The following is a 3276-nucleotide window of genomic DNA, read 5'->3' on the forward strand; positions in this document are numbered from 1 at the left end:
GGGAGGTGTGGGAGGTGTGGGAGGTGTGGGGAGGGTGCCTCTGCTCCCTACTCCCTACTCCCTGCTCCCTACTCCCTGCTCCCTACTCCCTACTCCCTACTCCGTTTGCTATTTAAGTTGTTTATCAAGAATTTTATCCAAATTATAACCATGTTATTTGATGAACCTTTCTATATTGCGATTAATCAAGCCCGCTGGGCTGTAGCAGAAAACGTTCTCAATCAGCTTAGACTCCATCAGGGATTAAGTTTTACCAGTTGCCTTGACGTGGGATGTGGTCCCGGTTGGTTTTCTGAAAAGCTGGTGAATTGGGGAGTAAATGTAATTGGTTTAGAGGGGAGACAAGAACTTGTTGAAGAGGCAAGTAAACGGGTACCTGAAGCTAAGTTTTATCAGGTTGATGTTGAATCTACCCAACAAATGTCTCAATTTTCGGCAGCAGACTTAGTGTTTTGCTTTGGCTTGCTCTATCATACAGAAAATCCCTTCAAAGTCATTCGTAATTTGCAGTTATTAACCAAAAAAGTGTTATTTATTGAAAGTATGAATGTTCCTTTAAATGAACCAGTTACCTATATAGTTGAAGAAGGCAAAAATGAAACCCAGGGCTTAACCTACCATGCCATGATTCCTAGCCGAAGTTGCTTGCTGAAAATGCTCCAAGTTTCAGGATTTCCATATCTATACGACTATCAGGGTTATGTAGACCATGAAGATTTCTGGGAAACGGAGACCAAGCACCAAAGACGCCGAATATTTTTAGCATCTACAGTTGAGTTACAAGTCAGTGATTTAGTTCCCTCACCTGAGATTGTCACGCCAAAGTATAATTTTGCTAAACAATAACTAGACGAGTTGACGAATTAATGGATAGTCAGGAAGAGCATTTACCTAGCCATGAGTCCATAAATCAGTTGGATAAGATGGAGATTTATCTTCAGGTATTCCATCATTTTCTGCCTCAGGCGATGGATTTTCCCAACTTGGCGGTACCCTACACCTTGTTTTTGCGATCGCTTCGAGAGAAACTCCATCCAGTAGGGGTTCGGGATATCCAAGCAGTGAATTTGCCATCAGGCTTGACATTCCACGTTGATGTTGGGGATCGACTGGGCTGTGACTTTTACTATGGTCATTACCAAGAATACTTTGATGCCCAACTCTTTTTAGGTCTGCTGGATGCCAATTCCATTGTGCTAGATGTAGGAGCAAACTTTGGTTACTACGCCGTATCATCAGCTACCAAATTAACTTCTAGGGGTTGTGTTCATGCCTTTGAACCTAACCCAGATGCCTACCAGCTTTTACAACAAAATGTAGAAGTTAACCACTTACAACAGTTAGTTTCTTGCCATGACCTATGCGTCGGTGCTGAAGATGGAGAAACAGACTTTTATATTACCCAGGAATCCGCATTTAGTGGTATGGATGATACTAAACGGTCTGTCTTGCGTGAAAAGATTACAATTCCAGTGCGTAGTCTAGACTCCATACTTCCCGAGTTGGGATTATCCCAGATAGATGCCATCAAGATTGATGTAGAAGGATACGAATTTGCCGTATTAAATGGTGCCATAGAAACCATTCAGCGCTCACCAAATCTAGTGATCATGATGGAAGTGAGTGCCAAGAATCTAAATGAGCACAGACGGGAAGCATTGATGTCCTCTCTTGTGAATCTTTACAATCAAAACCTCCGAGGCTGGATCGTGGATTCTAACCCAAGAGTACTCAAATCCATACCAACTCCAGAAGCAGCACTAACGTTAGGGAGTGCTACAAGCGCTAATTTATTCCTAATGGTTTCTGGCTCAGAGCGTGAACATCAATTGAGTAAAATCTATCATAATTTACAGACAAAGGAAGATAGTAATCAACTCAAAGAACCTGATATAGCGTTTGTATCTGGGTTGTGAACATAGTCCCAAAGGGCAAGAGGCAAAAGGCAAGAGGCAATAGGCAATAGGCAAGAGGCAATAGGCAATAGGCAATAGGCAATAGGCAATAGGCAATAGGTAAAAGGTGGGTGCATCTCATATTTGAAAATTTTGTGTAGTGGACTGGCACAGCTAAAATAGTGGAATAGAAGGATGATTATTTGAGGTCAAAAAAATGGGAAGAGGTCGTAGAGATAAAGTGCTGCTGACAATCGAACAAAGACGAAGACTAGAAAACATCAGTCGCAATGGCTATGCTCCTGCCAAGAAAATCCTGCACTAAGCGGGTTCTTCTGATGTGTGACGAAGGAGAACAAGCGATAGATAAATGGACAGATGAAGGGATAGCCCTTGCTTTAAATCTACATCGAAATACCGTAGGGCGTATCAGAAAAAGATATCTGACCCAAGGAGAAGAACCAGCACTCAATAGAAAGTTAAGAAAGAAACCACCAACTCCACCAAAAATAGATGGCGCGACAGAAGCCCAAATCATTGCCATGTGTTGTTCAGACCCTCCAGAAGGAAGAGCAGATTGGACGATTAGACTACTGACATCGGAACTGAAAAAGCGAAGAGTAGTCACAGAAATCTCTCGTGAAACGGTACGTCGCACTTTAAAAAAAACCAGCTACGTCCTTGGAAAGTAAAACGTTTCTGTATTCCTGAACGAGATTTGGCCAGATTTGTCGCCCAGATGGAAGTAATTTTAGACCTTTACTGTTCATCCCATTGTCGAGATCAGCCATTGATTTGTATGGATGAAGCATCAGTCCAACTCCTAGATCATCTCTATAAACCGATTAAAATGCAACCGTCGTCTTGACCAGAAAGAAGATTATCACTATACTCGTGAAGGGACACAAGCCCTGTTTATGTTTTTTGACCCTAATGCTGGATGGCGGCGAGTTAGCAATCGAGACCATGGCCTATTGGCCACGCTACGCGAACGGTCTCGTGTAGACTGGGCGGAAGAAATTCGCCAATTACTGGATGTTGACTATCCCCATGCTCTTAAAGTCAAGTTAGTCTGCGATAATCTCAATACTCATAATATTGCTTCTCTTTATGAAGCTTTCCCGGCTGATGAAGCTCATCGTCTTGCCAGACGACTAGAAATTTATCATAAGCTGTTGCGCATTTAAACTGTGATAACAGCATTGCCTTTGTTTTTTATTTTTCGTACCCATTTTATAATTAACCCTCCTTCATTTAAAAGATGATTTAACAAACATTCTAATTCTTCAATTGATTTGAAAACTCGATTGGCAATATATTCTTTTGCTGAATGCCAAACCAATTCAATTAAGTTATAATCAGGACTATACTCGGGAAGATA

Annotated in this window: 3 protein-coding genes and 1 pseudogene; 3 read left to right on the forward strand and 1 reads right to left on the reverse strand. The window is 41.7% G+C overall.

The genetic code is table 11. The features are described from left to right. Positions 1-150 precede the first annotated feature (150 nt). From F6K20_RS30700 to F6K20_RS30710, 3 genes and pseudogenes are all read left to right on the forward strand, one after another. A complete protein-coding gene (locus tag F6K20_RS30700; RefSeq protein ID WP_008188079.1) occupies positions 151-846 on the forward strand; it encodes a class I SAM-dependent methyltransferase in 696 nt (231 codons plus the stop codon). A gap of 20 nt (positions 847-866) precedes the next feature. Then, the gene (locus tag F6K20_RS30705; RefSeq protein ID WP_287297243.1) at positions 867-1916 is read left to right on the forward strand and encodes an FkbM family methyltransferase; all 1050 of its coding nucleotides are present in this window, start codon (positions 867-869) and stop codon (positions 1914-1916) included. Between the two features lie 196 nt (positions 1917-2112). Continuing rightward, positions 2113-3064: pseudogene (locus F6K20_RS30710) on the forward strand (IS630 family transposase); the annotation flags it as partial. Positions 3065-3078: 14 nt separating this feature from the next. Here the strand turns inward: F6K20_RS30710 and F6K20_RS30715 are convergent. Then, positions 3079-3276: transposase (locus F6K20_RS30715; protein WP_287265468.1), on the reverse strand; the 198-nt coding region annotated here is incomplete at its 5' end.

The organism is Moorena sp. SIO2C4, from assembly GCF_010672485.1.
Lineage (GTDB): Bacteria > Cyanobacteriota > Cyanobacteriia > Cyanobacteriales > Coleofasciculaceae > Moorena > Moorena producens.

What these genes read in the sequence shown, in the direction of transcription:
- F6K20_RS30700 (WP_008188079.1), top strand. Translation starts at nt 151, where the DNA reads ATGTTATTTGATGAACCTTTCTATATTGCGATTAATCAAGCCCGCTGG.
- F6K20_RS30705 (WP_287297243.1), top strand. Translation starts at nt 867, where the DNA reads ATGGATAGTCAGGAAGAGCATTTACCTAGCCATGAGTCCATAAATCAG.